Source organism: Streptomyces sp. KL116D (assembly GCF_030766975.1).
Taxonomy (GTDB): Bacteria; Actinomycetota; Actinomycetes; order Streptomycetales; family Streptomycetaceae; genus Streptomyces; species Streptomyces longispororuber_A.
In genome coordinates this window covers 109,049-122,106 of sequence record NZ_JASERH010000032.1, presented here as the reverse complement: position 1 = coordinate 122,106, position 13,058 = coordinate 109,049, and the positions used below count along the sequence as shown (strand labels likewise).

The window sequence follows — 13,058 nt, the reverse complement described above, 5'->3', positions numbered from 1 at the left end:
CTCAGGAACGGGACGGGTCAGTGCGAGTGACCGTGGCCGTGACCGTGACCGGCCTCGGCCTCCTCCTCCGCCGGCTTCTCGACGACCAGGGTCTCGGTCGTGAGGAGCAGGGAGGCGATGGACGCGGCGTTCTCCAGCGCGGAGCGCGTGACCTTGACCGGGTCGATGACGCCGGCCTTGACCAGGTCGCCGTACTCACCGGTCGCGGCGTTGTAGCCGGAGCCCTTCTCGAGCTCGGCGACCTTGGAGACGATGACGTAGCCCTCGAGGCCCGCGTTCTCCGCGATCCAGCGCAGCGGCTCGACGGCGGCGCGGCGCACGACCGCGACACCGGTGGCCTCGTCGCCGGTCTTGTCGAGGTTGCCCTCGAGGACCTTCACGGCGTGGACGAGCGCGGAGCCACCACCGGAGACGATGCCCTCCTCGACCGCGGCGCGGGTCGCGGAGATGGCGTCCTCCAGACGGTGCTTCTTCTCCTTGAGCTCGACCTCGGTCGCGGCGCCGACCTTGATGACGCAGACGCCGCCGGCGAGCTTCGCGAGGCGCTCCTGGAGCTTCTCGCGGTCCCAGTCGGAGTCCGTGTTCTCGATCTCGGCCTTGATCTGGTTGACGCGGCCCTCGACGTCGGCCTTGTTGCCGCCACCGTCGACGATCGTGGTGTCGTCCTTGGTGATGGTCACGCGGCGCGCGGTGCCGAGCACGTCGAGACCGGCCTGGTCCAGCTTGAGGCCGACCTCTTCGGCGATGACGGTGGCACCGGTGAGGGTGGCCATGTCCTGCAGCATCGCCTTGCGGCGGTCACCGAAGCCGGGGGCCTTCACGGCGACGGCGTTGAACGTGCCGCGGATCTTGTTCACGACCAGGGTCGACAGGGCCTCGCCCTCGACGTCCTCGGCGATGATCAGCAGCGGCTTGGAGCCACCGGCCTGGATGACCTTCTCCAGGAGCGGGAGCAGGTCCTGGATGGACCCGATCTTGCCCTGGTGGATCAGGATGTACGGGTCGTCGAGGACGGCCTCCATACGCTCCTGGTCGGTGACGAAGTACGGGGACAGGTAGCCCTTGTCGAAGGCCATGCCCTCGGTGAAGTCGAGCTCCAGGCCGAAGGTGTTGGACTCCTCGACGGTGATGACACCGTCCTTGCCGACCTTGTCCATCGCCTCGGCGATGAGCTCGCCGACCTGGCTGTCCTGGGCGGACAGACCGGCGACGGCCGCGATGTCGGACTTCTCGTCGATCGGGCGGGCCGTGGCGAGCAGGTCCTCGGAGACGGCCTTGACGGCGGCGTCGATGCCCTTCTTCAGGGCGGCCGGGGAGGCGCCGGCGGCGACGTTGCGCAGGCCTTCCTTGACCAGGGCCTGGGCGAGAACCGTGGCGGTGGTGGTGCCGTCACCAGCGATGTCGTTGGTCTTGGTCGCCACCTCCTTCACCAGCTGGGCGCCGAGGTTCTCGTACGGGTCCTCGACCTCGACCTCACGGGCGATGGTCACACCGTCGTTGGTGATGGTGGGGGCGCCGAACTTCTTGTCGATGACGACGTTGCGGCCCTTGGGGCCGATCGTCACCTTGACCGTGTCGGCAAGCTTGTTGACGCCGCGCTCGAGGGCGCGACGGGCGTCCTCGTCGAACTTCAGGATCTTCGCCATGGGAGCGATTCAGCCCTCTCGGAAAGCTAGGGGTGAAGCTGGGTTAACGAACTGCGCCCCCGACCCCGGCTACGTAGTCGTCGCGGGTGCCAGGGGCGCAGCTCAGAGCAAAAGCGTTCTGCTCGGGTGAATTACTTCTCGACGATCGCGAGCACGTCGCGAGCCGAGAGGACGAGGTACTCCTCGCCGTTGTACTTCACCTCGGTGCCGCCGTACTTGCTGTACAGCACGATGTCGCCGGTCTGGACGTCGAGCGGCAGACGCTCGCCGTTCTCGAAGCGGCCCGGGCCCACGGCCAGGACGACGCCCTCCTGGGGCTTCTCCTTGGCGGTGTCCGGGATGACCAGGCCAGAGGCGGTGGTCTGCTCGGCGTCGAGCGGCTGGACCACAATGCGGTCCTCGAGCGGCTTGATGGCAACCTTGGAGCTGGTGGTCGTCACGATCCGACCTCCCCCTTCGGAGATCTCACGGGGTTAACTGTCTGAGGTGGCGACCAGGTGGATCCGTCGTCGCGGGTGCCGGACCTGCCCGTCGCTGTTGGCACTCTCCGGTGGGGAGTGCCAGAGCCGAGACTATGACCGCGATTAGCACTCGGTCAAGCGGACTGCTAATTGCCTCCGGCCGTGGCGGGGGTTTCTTGCGGGGCTTCGCCCCGATGCGGCCTTGCGCCGCGGGGGTTTCCCCCAGGTGCCGGGTGCACCTCTCTCCTGATTGCTCGCGCAGTTCCTCGCGCCCCTGAGCCACCCGTTTCCCACGTAACGCCATGCGGCGCCATGAGTGGTGCCGTAAATGGCTCGCGCATGGTGCCATACGTGTGCCATGATGGCATCACTCAAGGACGGACAGACGGGGGTCGGGTCATGGCGACAACGCGGAAGCAGCAGAGCGAGCAGAGCGCACCCGGCCCCGTCGCGGCCTTCGCCCGGTTCGTCGGCTGCGGGGGCGGGGTCGGGGTCGCCGCCAGCTTCGCCGTCGCGGGGCTCGCCTCCTGGATCCCCTGGGCCCTGGCCAACGCCCTGGTCACCGTGGTCTCCACGCTGCTGGCCACCGAGCTGCACGCCCGCTTCACCTTCGGCGCGGGACGGCACGCGACGTGGCGCCAGCACGTCCAGTCGGCGGGGTCCGCGGCGGCCGCGTACGCGGTGACCTGCCTGGCGATGGTCGTCCTGCAGCAGCTGGTCGCGACGCCCGGTGCCGTGCTGGAGCAGGTCGTCTACCTGTCGGCCTCCGCGCTCACCGGCATCGCCCGGTTCGCGGTCCTGCGGCTCGTCGTCTTCGCGCGCAGCCGCACGCAGGCCGCGGCCCCCGCGCCCGCCGTCCGCCCCGTGCGCTCCGCCGCCCCGGCCGGTCCGGCGGAGCTCTGCCCCGCCGCCTGACCGGCGCGGGGAGCTACAGGTAGTCCTCCAGCCTCGCCACCGTGAAGCCCTGGTCCTGGATGCGGCGCAGCATGCGGGACGTCATCTCGGTCAGCGTGGTGCCCTTCAGCTCGGACGGGCCGCGGAAGTGGGCCAGGACGATGTCACCGGGGCGCAGCCGGGCGCCCTCCGCGTAGCGCAGGTCGTTGATCTGCATCGAGGCGCGCCACAGCACGATCGCGTCGATGCCGCACGCGCCGGCCGCCCGCAGGGTGTTCCCGTCGTAGTTGCCGTAGGGCGGGCGGAACAGCCGGGGAGTCGTCCCGAACCGGCCCTTGAGGCGGTCCTGCTGGCCGCAGATCTCGGCGTGCTGGTCGACGTAGCCGAGACCGGGCAGGAAGGGGTGCGTGAGGGTGTGGTTCTGCACCCCCGCGCCCAGCCTGCGGAGTTGACCGAAGTGGTCGTAGCCCGAGCGTGCGGCGGAGTCGGCGAGGAACATCGAGATCGGCAGCCGCAGTTCGCGGACCATGTCGACGAACCGGGGGTCCTTCTCGGCGCCGTCGTCGAAGGTCAGGAAGACGACCTTGTCCTCGGTGGGGACCCGGTCGATCACCGGCGGCACCGATCCGGGCGCGCGGGGCGGCAGCACCCCGCGGGCGGGGGGCTCGGGGGCCGGCGCCAGCGGGGCGGCGAGGCCCCAGCGGCGATGGGCGTTCGGGGCGGGCGCGCCCGCCGCGCCCGCCGTCTGTGCCGCGACGGCTCCCGGCCGCGGATGGTGCCGGACCTTCTGCGCGGCCTTCCTGCCCATCCGTTCGATGGGGTCGACGGACTGCGCGCACCCGGTGAGCAGCGCGGCGGCCAGCGCGCAGCCGACCAGCCGCGCCCCGGCCCGCCGCACCGCAACGGCCGCCCCCGCCCTGGGAGTTGTCACAGGTAGTCCTCCAGGCGGGCCACCGCGTACCCCTTGTCGGTGACGTACTTCAGGAACGTGCGGATCATGTCGGGCATCGTGCCCTTCCAGTCCTCGCGTCCCCGGAAGTGCGTGAGGACGATGTCGCCCGGATGGATGTCCCGGTCCCACTCGCGGTAGTCCATCCGGCCCACGAACGCCTCGGCGTTCCAGATCGGCGCGTACTTGATGCCGCAGGCCTTCGCGGCCTTCAGGGTGTCCTGGTTGTAGTTGCCGAACGGCGGCCTGAAGAGCGTGGGCCGCTTGCCGTACTTCTTCTCGATGAGGTCCTGCATGCCGCAGATCTCGTGCTTCTGCCGCGCGTAGGACAGCCCCGGCAGGTACGGGTGGGTCAGCGTGTGGTTGTTGAGGGTGACGCCCAGGGTCTGCATCTTCTTGAAGTAGTCGTACTGGGGTCTGACCTCGGCATCGGTCAGGAACGCCGTGTACGGGATCCTGAGGTCGCTCATCATCCTCAGGAACCGCGGGTCCTTCTCGGCCCCGTCGTCGATGGTGAGGAAGACGACCTTGTCCTTGGTGGGGATCGTCGTGAAGACCGGCGGCAGGCCGAGCTCCGTCTGGCCGTCGACCTCGAAGCCCTTGCGCGCCCTGATCGTGGGCTTCTTCACGGGCGGCCTCGGCGCGGCCAGCGGCACCTTCGGCAGGCCCCAGCGCCTGGCCGCGGCGACCCGCTGGGCCTGCTGCGCCTTGAGCTGCGTGGCGTACGCGTCGAGGGCGCGGGCGGGCGGGGCGTTCAGGCCCTGCTGCTGACCGGAGGCCGGCTTCACCGCGTCGTCGCCGCCGGCGGCACAGCCGGTGGCGAGCGCGGCGGCCACGAGGGCGGCGGCCGCGACCCGGACGGCCGCCTGCCGTCCGGCCGGTCCCCGTGTCCCCTTCATAGCGGTTTCTTCGTTTTGTCGTACTAGTTGCATGGCGCCGGATCCTCGCAGCTCACAGCCCTGTTCAGGGGCCGACACCGCCGCGCGGCGCGCACCATCCACCGACTGGCCCACAATGGTCCGGGTGAGCGCCTTCTCCGATCCCGCCGACCCCGCCGATCCCGCCGGCTTCTCCGCCCTGCTGTCCCCCGAGGGCCGCGCCCTGCTCGACGAGCTGCGCGACCACGACCCCGCGCAGGAACTCGCGCTCGCCACCCGGCTGCGCCGCGAGCACCCGGCCGGGCTCGTCTCGGCGGCGCTCGCCCAGGCCCGGCTGCGGCAGCGGGCGGTGGCGAAGTTCGGGGCGCAGGACGCGGCCCGCATGTACTTCACGGCGAACGGCGTCGAGCAGGCGACCAGGACCGGCGTCGCCACGTACCGCGCCGCGTCCTTCAAGGCGCTCGGCGTCCGCTCCGTCGCCGACCTGTGCTGCGGCATCGGCGGCGACGCGATCGCGCTGGCCCGCGCGGGCATCTCCGTCCTCGCCGTCGACCGCGACCCGCTGACCTGCGCGGTGGCACGGGCCAACGCGCAGGCGCTGGACCTCGCCGAGCTGATCGAGGTGCGGGAGGCCGACGTCACGGAGGTGGACACGGCCGCCTACGACGCGGTCTTCGTCGACCCGGCGCGCCGCGGCGGCCGGGGCCGTGTCTTCGACCCCGAGGCCTACTCCCCGCCGCTCTCCTGGGCCGTGACCGCCGCGCTCAAGGCGCCGCGGGCCGCGCTGAAGATCGCCCCCGGCATCCCGCACGAGGCGATCGCGGCCGAGGCCGACGCCGAGTGGATCTCGGACGGCGGTGACGTGAAGGAGGCCGTGCTGTGGTTCGGCACCGAGCCGGGACGGGTGCGCGCCACGCTGCTGCCGGGGCCGCGGACGCTGGTCGGGCGGGGACTGCCGGATCCGCCGGTGCGGCCCGTGGGGCGGTACCTGTACGAGCCGGACGGCGCGGTCATCCGGGCGCACCTGGTCGCCGAGGTGGCCGACGAGGTCGGCGGCGGCCTGATCGACGAGACCATCGCGTACGTCACCGCGGACGAGCTGCGGCCCAGCCCGTACGCCACCGCCTACGAGATCACCGACCGGCTCCCCTTCAACGTCAAGAAGCTGAAGGCGCTGCTGCGGGAGCGCGGGGTCGGCGTCCTGACCGTGAAGAAGCGCGGCTCCGCGGTGGAGCCGGAGGAGCTGCGCCGCAAGGCGATGCCGAAGCCGTACGGGAAGGCGTCGGCGACGGTGTTCCTGACCCGGGTCGCGGGGGCGCCCACGATGCTGGTGGGCGCCCCCGTGGCCTGACGTCGCGGGGCTCCGCCCCGGGCCCCGCTCCTCAATCGCCGGAGGGGCTTGAGGAGCGGGGCCCGGGGCGGAGCCCGCTCCTCAATCGCCCGAGGGGCTTGACCTGCCCAGCAGGAACTCCCGCTCCCGCTCGTTGCGCGTGAGCGCCGCCGCCCGCTCGAACTCCGCCCGCGCCTCCTCCGTACGGCCGAGCCGCTCCAGCAGGTCGCCGCGCACGCTCGACAGCAAGTGGTAGCCGCGCAGCGCGGGTTCGTCCACCAGCGCGTCGACGAGGGCGAGGCCCGCCTCAGGTCCCTCGGCCATCGACACGGCGACCGCCCTGTTCAGTTCGACCACCGGTGACGGCGCCCGGGCGGCGAGCAGTCCGTACAGCGTCGCGATCTGGCCCCAGTTGGTCTCCTCGTACGCGTACGCCTGGGCGTGGCACGCGGCGATCGCGGCCTGCAGGGCGTACGGGCCGGGGGCGCCGGAGGCCACCGCGTCGGCCCGGCCGAGCGCGGCGAACCCGCGGCGGATCAGCAGCGTGTTCCAGCGCATCCGGTTCTGGTCCTTGAGCAGGACGGGCGAGCCGTCCGGTGCCGTGCGGGCGGACGCGCGGGAGGACTGGATCTCCAACAGGGCGGCCAGGCCGTGAACTTCCGGTTCCTTGGGCATCAGCGCCTGGAGGACGCGGGCCAGTCGCAGCGCGTCCTCGCACAGGCCGGGCCTGAGGTAGTCGTCGCCGGCGGTGGCCGCGTACCCCTCGTTGAAGATCAGGTAGATGACCTCCAGGACCGAGCCGAGGCGGGCCTCGCGGTCCGGTCCGTACGGCACCTCGAAGGCGACGTTCTTCGTGGCGAGGGTGCGTTTGGCGCGGACGATCCGCTGGGCGACCGTCGTCTCCGGGGCGAGCACCGCGCGGGCGATCTCGGCCGTGGTCAGGCCGCCGAGCAGGCGCAGGGTGAGCGCGACGCGGGCCTCGGCGGACAGCACCGGGTGGCAGCTCAGGAAGACGAGCCGGAGCAGGTCGTCGTCGATGTCGTCGGGGTCGTACGCGGCCGTGCCCGGCTCCTCGTACGCGAACTCCGTGGCCCGGCCGACCTCTTCGAGCTTGCGCGCGTAGTTCTCCCTGCGGCGCACCAGGTCGACGGCGCGGCGCTTGGCGGTGGCCGTGAGCCAGGCGCCCGGGTTGTCGGGGACGCCGGCCGCCGGCCACTGCTCCAGGGCGGCCACCAGGGCGTCCTGGGCCAGCTCCTCCGCTATGCCGACGTCACGGACGACGCGGGTGACGGCCGCGATGATGCGCGGCGCCTCCATGCGGAAGACCGTCTCGATGGCGTGGGCCGTGCTGTCGTGTCGCTCTGTCACGACCCACCATCAGACACCGCCGGAGGCGCCGGGCCAAGGCCCCTCCCGGACGTTCAGCCCTCCATGATCTGCCGGACCTCGGACGTGACGGTCCAGTGCTCCTCGTGGACCCGCAGGAACCGCTTCGTCCACTCCAGGCACTCGGCCTCGTCCTTGGTCTGCAGGATCGCGTAGCCGCCGACGACCTCCTTGGACTCGGTGAACGGCCCGTCGGTGACGGTGATCTCGCCCTTCTCGTAGCGCACGCGCTTGCCCTGCGCGGTCGGGGTGAGCCCGGCCGTGTCGAGCAGCACGCCCGCCTTCGTCATCTCCTCGATGAGCGCGCCCATGCGCTGCATCAGCCCTTCGCTGGGGCCCTCGGCGGGGGCGTTCGTCTCGTCGATGCGGACCATCGTCAGGTAGCGCGGCATGGTGATCTCCTCGGTACGGCGGCCGTTCCTTCCGGCCTCTCACCCCTGCGTCGAACGGGCACCGGCCGGATCGACACGGCCGGCGAACTTTCTCGGAATTTTTTTACGGTGCCCTGATCCACGCCCTGGAAGGGTCGGGGCCCATGCCGTTCGACCACAACGACCACTACCACGCCCTGCTGCTGCGCCGGCTGCCCCGGCACGGCCGCACCGCGCTCGACGTCGGCTGCGGGACCGGCCGCTTCGCCCGCCGCCTGGTGGCCCACGGCTACCGGGTGGACGCCCTCGACCCGGACCCGGGGGCCCTGGCCGTGGCGGAGGCGTCCGGCGGCGGTCCCCGCTACCGGCTGGGCGACGCGGCCCGCGTCGCGCTCCCGGCGGCCCGCTACGACGTGATCACCTGCCTGGCGAGCCTGCACCACATGCCGTTCGGGACGGTGACGCGCCTGCGGGACGCGCTGGCTCCCGGCGGCCGGCTCCTCGTCCTCGGCTGCTACGCGGGCATCACCCCGTGGGACGTCGTGGCCTCCCCGGCGAACGCCGTCGCCCGCGTCGCCGTCCACCTCGCCGACCGCGCCCGCGGCCTGACCGCTCCCCCGCCCGGACCGCCGGTCCGGGAGCCGGAGATGACGCTGCCCGAGGTCAGGGCGGCGGCGGCCCGGCTGCTCCCGGGCAGCGAGGTGCGCCAACTCCTCTACTGGCGCTACCTGTTGACGTACGAGCGGCCCGATTCCCCGCCGACCGTGGACATTTGACCGCGAAATTACCTACGGTGCGGCCATGACGACGCTGCGCAAGACCTTCCGTGCCCTCGACATCGGTGACGGCTCCGACGGCCGCTGGGCCGAGCAGGTCGGCCCGCTGTGGCCGCAGGCGCTGTCCTGGCTCACCGAGGAGGGGCGCACCCCGGAGGGCGCCGAGCGCGCCCGGAAGCTGTTCGCGACGCACCTGCCCGAGCTGCTGCCGGCGCTCGACCGGCTGTCCGGCCAGGTGGACCGGCCGGGCGCCGACACCCTCCTCACCCTCGCGGCGATCCGCCCGTTCTTCGCGGGCTGCACGCAGCTGGGCGTCCCCGGCACCCTCGTGCGCAACTACGACTTCGAGCCCGACGCCGTCGAGGGCGCGATCGTCCGCTCGCACTTCCTGCGGCCGGTGATCGGTACGCAGGACGGCGGCTGGGGCCTGCTCGACGGGATGAACGACGCGGGGCTCGCCGTGTCCCTCACCTTCGGCGGCCGCCCGGTGCACGGCCCGGGCTTCGCCGTCGTCATCGTGCTGCGCTACCTCCTGGAGACCTGCGACACCGTCGACGAGGCCGTGGCCCGGCTCGCCGGCATCCCCGTGAACATCCCGCAGAACGTCACCCTGGTCGACCGCGAGCGCGCCGTGACCGTCCACGTCGGCCCGGACATCGAGCTCACCGTGGCACCGGACGCCTGCGCCGCCAACCACCAGCACCTCCCGGTCCCCGACGAGCAGGAGCGGGCCACCCGCACCGGCCTGCGGCTCGCCACGATCCGCGCGGCGGGCCCCGACGTGACGGCCCTGCTCAGGCCGCCGCTGCACAAGAACACCTACGACGACGGGCTCGGCACCGTGTACACGGCGCACTACGAGCCGGGCGAGGGCCGGGTGACGTACCACTGGCCGCGGGCGGAGAGCTGGTCCCAGTCGTTCGGCGCCTTCACGGAGGGCACGCGGACGGTGGAGCTCAGCGCAGCGACTCCCACAGCTCCGTAGCCTCCGGCTCGTCCGCCACCACCCGGTTGATGTCCGAGGGCGCCCGCACCACCGGCATCGTCACCGTCTTCACCGCCTCGGCCGGCAGCTCGCCCAGACTCCTGGCCAGGCCGGAGAGTTCGGAGAGCGAGTCGAGGCCGGTGTCCGCGGTGAGGCTGCCGGTCGCGGCGTCGGCGACCTTGTAGAGGCGGGCCGGGTCGGTGAGCAGGCCGGTGTCGGAGGCCTCGGCGGCCAGCGACTTCACGAGCTCCTGCTGGAGCTTGATGCGGCCCAGGTCGCTGCCGTCGCCGATGCCGTGCCGGGTGCGCGCGAAGGCCAGGGCCTGTTCGCCGTCGAGGTGGTGCTGTCCGGCCTTCAGGTCGAGGTGGCTGAGGTCGTCGTCGATGTCCTCGTCCGTCGTCACGTCCACGCCGCCGAGCGCGTCGACGAGGTCGGCGAAGCCCGCGAAGTCGATCTCCAGATAGTGGTCCATGCGAACCCCGGTGAGCTTCTCGACGGTCTTCACGGCGCAGACCGGACCGCCCACCGCGTAGGCGCTGTTGAACATGACGTTGTACGCGACCGCGGTCGTGCCGCCGGACTCCGTCGGGCACGACGGGCGCTCGACGAGGGTGTCGCGGGGGATGCTCACGACGGTCGCCTCGGTGCGGTCCGCGTTCAGGTGCACGACCATCGCCGTGTCGGACCGGGCCCCGCCCTCCGCGCCGCCGCCGAGCGCCTTGTTCGCCTTGCCGGTGCGGGAGTCCGAACCGAGGACGAGGAGGTTCAGGACGCCCTTCTCGACGGGCTCCTGCGCCGGGGACGCCGAGGGCGACGCGGCGACCTGGTCGGCGCGGGCCGGGCGGTCGTCGCCGAGGGCCTTGTCGATGTCGACGCTGCGTATGTTGCGGTCGAGGTGCCAGTACGCCCAGCCGGCCGCTCCCCCGCCGAGCACGAGGACGCAGCCGGTGGCGATCGCCACCACCTTCACCGCACGCGCACGGAACCGTTTCTTCTCACTCACGCAGGGAACGTAAGTCCGAATTAGTACGCCGGTAAACCACTTGGCGCACAGTTCCGGAAATCTCAGCCGGTTCTCAGGCGCCGCTGCTCCCGGTTTCCCCCGGAATGAGCCGATAGACGGTCGACTCCCTGGCCCGGAACCCGAGCCGCTCGTAGAGCCGGTTGGCCGCCGCGCGCTCCGGCCGCGAGGTGAGGTCCACCGTCCTCGCGCCGGCCTCCGCGGCGATCCGGCCGGCCTCCTCGATGAGCCGGGCGGCGACGCCCCGGCCGCGCGCGGCGGCGTCGACCACCACGTCCTCGACGCGGCCGCGCAGTCCGGAGGGCAGCGGCAGCAGCGCCAGGGTGAGCGTGCCCACGATGCCCTCGGGCGCCCGCGCGACGAGCAGGACCGTGGCGTCGCCCGTCACCAGCCGGTCGACCGCCGCGCGGTCGAGCGGCACGGCCGTCGAGGACAGCTGCGGCAGCAGCCGTCCGAAGGCGTCGACGATCTCCTGGCTCGCGGCGCTGACGCGCTCGATGCGGATGTCCATCCGCGGAGACTACCCACGGCCCGCCGGGGCGGCCGTCACACCGCCTCGAACCGCCAGCGGTGCACGGCCCGGGTCACCAACGCGGCGTCGGGCTCGGGCAGTTCGGGGACGGCGGCGTCGTACGCGGCGTCCCACCAGGTGATGACGAGGACCCGGTCCTGCGGCGCGCGGAACGTCTCGCGCCTGACCGGCTCCCGGTCCAGGACCTGCGCCTTCGCCCAGGCCAGCAGCTCCGCGCCGCGCCCCTCGACGGCCCGGGCCTCCCACATCAGCGCGACCGTCACGAGTACAGATTGTCCTTGCTGACCTCGTGCACGTGGTCGTGGTGGTGGTGCCCCGGCACGTGCGTCTCGGTCACCGGCAGCGAGGAGTCCGCCGACAGGTCCCACGACGAGGGCTGCCGGTTGCGGGCCACCATCTCGGCGCCGAGCGCGGCGACCATCGCGCCGTTGTCCGTGCACAGCTTGGGGCGGGGCACCCGCAGCCGGATCCCGGCCCGCTCGCAGCGCTCCTGGGCCAGCGCCCGCAGCCGCGAGTTGGCGGCGACGCCGCCGCCGATCATCAGGTGGTCGACGCCCTCGTCCTTGCAGGCCCGCACCGCCTTGCGCGTCAGCACGTCCACGACGGCCTCCTGGAACGACGCCGACACGTCGCGCACCGGCACGTCCTCGCCGGCCGCCCGCTTGGCCTCGATCCAGCGGGCCACCGAGGTCTTCAGGCCGGAGAAGGAGAAGTCGTACGCGGGGTCGCGCGGGCCGGTCAGACCGCGCGGGAAGGCGATCGCGTCCGGGTCGCCCTCCTTCGCGTACCGGTCGATGACGGGCCCGCCCGGGAAGCCGAGGTTCAGGACGCGCGCGATCTTGTCGAAGGCCTCGCCCGCCGCGTCGTCGATGGTGGCGCCGAGCGGCCGCACGTCCGAGGTGATGTCGCTGGACAGCAGCAGCGAGGAGTGCCCGCCGGAGACCAGCAGGGCCATCGTCGGCTCGGGCAGCGGGCCGTGCTCCAGCTGGTCGACGCAGATGTGCGAGGCGAGGTGGTTGACGCCGTAGAGCGGCTTGCCGAGCGCGTACGCGTACGCCTTTGCCGCGCTCACGCCGACCAGCAGGGCGCCCGCGAGGCCGGGCCCGGCGGTGACGGAGATCCCGTCGAGGTCCTCGGCCGTCACCCCCGCGTCCTTCAGGGCGCGCTGGATCGTGGGAACCATCGCCTCCAGGTGCGCGCGGGAGGCGACCTCGGGCACGACGCCGCCGAAGCGGGCGTGCTCGTCGACGCTGGAGGCGACGGCGTCGGCGAGCAGGGTGGTGCCGCGGACGATGCCGACGCCGGTCTCGTCGCAGGAGGTCTCGATGCCGAGGACGAGCGGTTCGTCAGCCATGGTTCTTCTCTTCGGTCGCTTTCTCAGTGGTCAGGCGCATCACGAGGGCATCCACGTTGCCCGGCTGGTAGTAGCCGCGCCGGAAGCCGATCGGTTCGAAGCCGAAGCGCTCGTACAGCTTCTGCGCCCGGGTGTTGTCCACGCGCACTTCGAGCATCACCTCGGCGACCTCGAAGGCGGTGGCGTGCCGCAGCAGTTCGGTGAGCAGCCGGGAGCCGAGCCCGGTGCCCCACTGGTCGCGGGCGACGGCGATGGTCTGTACGTCGGCCAGGTCACCGGAGGCGGCCAGGCCGCCGTACCCGACGAGCCGGTCGCCCTCGTACGCGACGACGTACCGCCGCGTCGAGCCGAGGCCGCGCGCGTGCGCCAGCTCGGACCAGAACATGCCGCGCGACCAGGCGTCGTCCGGGAAGAGGTCCTTCTCCAGGGCGAGCACGGGATCGATGTCCCACCAGCGCATCTCGCGCAGTTCGGC

The 13,058-nt window shown here is 72.3% G+C and carries 15 protein-coding genes; 4 read left to right on the top strand and 11 right to left on the bottom strand.

What is annotated here, in order from left to right; all coding sequences use genetic code 11:
- Positions 1 to 17 precede the first annotated feature (17 nt).
- The gene (gene groL / locus RBJ77_RS12510) at positions 18 to 1,646 is read right to left on the bottom strand and encodes a chaperonin GroEL (RefSeq protein ID WP_372345049.1); all 1,629 of its coding nucleotides are present in this window, start codon (positions 1,644 to 1,646) and stop codon (positions 18 to 20) included.
- A gap of 131 nt (positions 1,647 to 1,777) precedes the next feature.
- Positions 1,778 to 2,086: a co-chaperone GroES gene (groES, locus tag RBJ77_RS12505; RefSeq protein WP_073810087.1), complete on the bottom strand. Its 309-nt coding sequence runs from the start codon at positions 2,084 to 2,086 to the stop codon at positions 1,778 to 1,780.
- Positions 2,087 to 2,506: 420 nt separating this feature from the next.
- On the opposite strand from groES, the gene RBJ77_RS12500 reads away from it, so the two are divergent.
- A complete protein-coding gene (locus RBJ77_RS12500; RefSeq protein WP_372345048.1) occupies positions 2,507 to 3,022 on the top strand; it encodes a GtrA family protein in 516 nt (171 codons plus the stop codon).
- Positions 3,023 to 3,035: 13 nt separating this feature from the next.
- On the opposite strand, the gene RBJ77_RS12495 is transcribed toward RBJ77_RS12500, so the two are convergent.
- Together RBJ77_RS12495 and RBJ77_RS12490 are read right to left on the bottom strand one after the other, a co-directional pair.
- On the bottom strand, positions 3,036 to 3,932 hold the full coding sequence (locus tag RBJ77_RS12495) for a polysaccharide deacetylase family protein (RefSeq protein ID WP_372345047.1): 897 nt from the start codon (positions 3,930 to 3,932) through the stop codon (positions 3,036 to 3,038).
- A complete protein-coding gene (locus RBJ77_RS12490; RefSeq protein ID WP_372345046.1) occupies positions 3,929 to 4,849 on the bottom strand; it encodes a polysaccharide deacetylase family protein in 921 nt (306 codons plus the stop codon). Before RBJ77_RS12490 ends, RBJ77_RS12495 begins: the two co-directional genes overlap by 4 nt.
- A gap of 115 nt (positions 4,850 to 4,964) precedes the next feature.
- On the opposite strand from RBJ77_RS12490, the gene RBJ77_RS12485 reads away from it, so the two are divergent.
- Positions 4,965 to 6,179, top strand: a complete 1,215-nt coding sequence (locus tag RBJ77_RS12485) for a methyltransferase domain-containing protein (protein ID WP_372345045.1) — start codon at positions 4,965 to 4,967, stop codon at positions 6,177 to 6,179.
- Positions 6,180 to 6,260: 81 nt separating this feature from the next.
- Here RBJ77_RS12485 and RBJ77_RS12480 read toward each other — a convergent pair whose 3' ends face one another.
- Both RBJ77_RS12480 and RBJ77_RS12475 read right to left on the bottom strand, forming a co-directional pair.
- Positions 6,261 to 7,526 (bottom strand): RNA polymerase sigma factor, encoded by a 1,266-nt coding sequence (locus RBJ77_RS12480; RefSeq protein ID WP_372345044.1) that lies wholly within the window; start codon positions 7,524 to 7,526, stop codon positions 6,261 to 6,263.
- Positions 7,527 to 7,579: 53 nt separating this feature from the next.
- Positions 7,580 to 7,936, bottom strand: coding sequence for a YciI family protein (locus RBJ77_RS12475; protein ID WP_372345043.1), 357 nt, complete (start codon positions 7,934 to 7,936; stop codon positions 7,580 to 7,582).
- A gap of 143 nt (positions 7,937 to 8,079) precedes the next feature.
- Between RBJ77_RS12475 and RBJ77_RS12470 the strand changes: the two genes are divergently transcribed.
- Both RBJ77_RS12470 and RBJ77_RS12465 read left to right on the top strand, forming a co-directional pair.
- Positions 8,080 to 8,691, top strand: a complete 612-nt coding sequence (locus RBJ77_RS12470; protein WP_372345042.1) for a class I SAM-dependent methyltransferase — start codon at positions 8,080 to 8,082, stop codon at positions 8,689 to 8,691.
- A 25-nt stretch (positions 8,692 to 8,716) separates the two neighbouring features.
- A complete protein-coding gene (locus RBJ77_RS12465) occupies positions 8,717 to 9,676 on the top strand; it encodes a C45 family autoproteolytic acyltransferase/hydolase (protein ID WP_372345041.1) in 960 nt (319 codons plus the stop codon).
- Here RBJ77_RS12465 and RBJ77_RS12460 read toward each other — a convergent pair.
- The 5 genes from RBJ77_RS12460 to rimI form a co-directional block, all read right to left on the bottom strand.
- The gene (locus tag RBJ77_RS12460) at positions 9,648 to 10,646 is read right to left on the bottom strand and encodes an LCP family protein (RefSeq protein WP_372345113.1); all 999 of its coding nucleotides are present in this window, start codon (positions 10,644 to 10,646) and stop codon (positions 9,648 to 9,650) included. The two genes, RBJ77_RS12465 and RBJ77_RS12460, sit on opposite strands and share 29 nt — an antisense overlap.
- A gap of 106 nt (positions 10,647 to 10,752) precedes the next feature.
- Positions 10,753 to 11,208, bottom strand: a complete 456-nt coding sequence (locus RBJ77_RS12455; RefSeq protein ID WP_372345040.1) for a GNAT family N-acetyltransferase — start codon at positions 11,206 to 11,208, stop codon at positions 10,753 to 10,755.
- 35 nt (positions 11,209 to 11,243) lie between these two features.
- Positions 11,244 to 11,492, bottom strand: coding sequence for a hypothetical protein (locus RBJ77_RS12450; RefSeq protein WP_372345039.1), 249 nt, complete (start codon positions 11,490 to 11,492; stop codon positions 11,244 to 11,246).
- Complete coding sequence (tsaD, locus tag RBJ77_RS12445; RefSeq protein ID WP_372345038.1) at positions 11,489 to 12,583, bottom strand: tRNA (adenosine(37)-N6)-threonylcarbamoyltransferase complex transferase subunit TsaD; 1,095 nt, start codon at positions 12,581 to 12,583, stop codon at positions 11,489 to 11,491. Before tsaD ends, RBJ77_RS12450 begins: the two co-directional genes overlap by 4 nt.
- Positions 12,576 to 13,043, bottom strand: coding sequence for a ribosomal protein S18-alanine N-acetyltransferase (gene rimI, locus RBJ77_RS12440; RefSeq protein WP_372345112.1), 468 nt, complete (start codon positions 13,041 to 13,043; stop codon positions 12,576 to 12,578). Before rimI ends, tsaD begins: the two co-directional genes overlap by 8 nt.
- Between the last annotated feature and the right edge of the window lie 15 nt (positions 13,044 to 13,058).

What these genes read in the sequence shown, in the direction of transcription:
- groL (WP_372345049.1), bottom strand. Translation starts at nt 1,646, where the DNA reads ATGGCGAAGATCCTGAAGTTCGACGAGGACGCCCGTCGCGCCCTCGAG.
- RBJ77_RS12500 (WP_372345048.1), top strand. Translation starts at nt 2,507, where the DNA reads ATGGCGACAACGCGGAAGCAGCAGAGCGAGCAGAGCGCACCCGGCCCC.
- RBJ77_RS12490 (WP_372345046.1), bottom strand. Translation starts at nt 4,849, where the DNA reads ATGAAGGGGACACGGGGACCGGCCGGACGGCAGGCGGCCGTCCGGGTC.
- RBJ77_RS12485 (WP_372345045.1), top strand. Translation starts at nt 4,965, where the DNA reads ATGGTCCGGGTGAGCGCCTTCTCCGATCCCGCCGACCCCGCCGATCCC.
- RBJ77_RS12475 (WP_372345043.1), bottom strand. Translation starts at nt 7,936, where the DNA reads ATGCCGCGCTACCTGACGATGGTCCGCATCGACGAGACGAACGCCCCC.
- RBJ77_RS12470 (WP_372345042.1), top strand. Translation starts at nt 8,080, where the DNA reads ATGCCGTTCGACCACAACGACCACTACCACGCCCTGCTGCTGCGCCGG.
- RBJ77_RS12465 (WP_372345041.1), top strand. Translation starts at nt 8,717, where the DNA reads ATGACGACGCTGCGCAAGACCTTCCGTGCCCTCGACATCGGTGACGGC.
- RBJ77_RS12455 (WP_372345040.1), bottom strand. Translation starts at nt 11,208, where the DNA reads ATGGACATCCGCATCGAGCGCGTCAGCGCCGCGAGCCAGGAGATCGTC.
- tsaD (WP_372345038.1), bottom strand. Translation starts at nt 12,583, where the DNA reads ATGGCTGACGAACCGCTCGTCCTCGGCATCGAGACCTCCTGCGACGAG.
- rimI (WP_372345112.1), bottom strand. Translation starts at nt 13,043, where the DNA reads ATGCGCTGGTGGGACATCGATCCCGTGCTCGCCCTGGAGAAGGACCTC.